This is a genomic window from Neisseria sp. P0024.S006, from assembly GCF_051956595.1.
Classification (GTDB): domain Bacteria; phylum Pseudomonadota; class Gammaproteobacteria; order Burkholderiales; family Neisseriaceae; genus Neisseria.
In genome coordinates this window covers 1-454 of record NZ_JBQCXH010000052.1, presented here as the reverse complement: position 1 = coordinate 454, position 454 = coordinate 1, and the positions used below count along the sequence as shown (strand labels likewise).

Here is a 454-nt window from a genome sequence, read left to right as displayed (position 1 = left end):
CCAATACATCCAAAGGCAGCGGATGGTTGCCGTCAAACGCAGGCAGCATTTGCGGCGGGCGCAGTTTCAAAAGGCGGTGAACCGTCTGCCCTTCCAGCACGGACAAATGATTGCGTACCGCGTCGGGCATCTCGAAACCGTCCACCGCACGATGCAGCGCGCGTGCCATATGCGCCGCCGCCTTGCCTGTTGGCGCGGCCAGAGCGATACGCGGCAGGCGCGTGGCAGAGTTGGTGCAAATCAGCCCCAAAAGTTTCGCCACAGTCGTCGTCTTGCCCGTACCCGGCCCGCCCGTAATCAGCATAAACGCTTGAAGCAGGGCAAGCCCCGCCGCATCCCGCTGCCCTGCGCTGCCTTTGTCGGCAAACCAACCGGACAAGTTTTGCGACGCGCTCATCCAATCCACAGGCTCGACTTCCGCTTCTGCCAAACGCTTGATTTCAGCCGCCAAATC

1 protein-coding gene is annotated in these 454 nt (G+C 61.5%); it reads right to left on the bottom strand.

The window, feature by feature from the left end:
* Positions 1–454, bottom strand: a 454-nt coding sequence (locus ACTHUF_RS11225; RefSeq protein ID WP_440407742.1) for an AAA family ATPase, incomplete at both ends; no start/stop codon positions are given.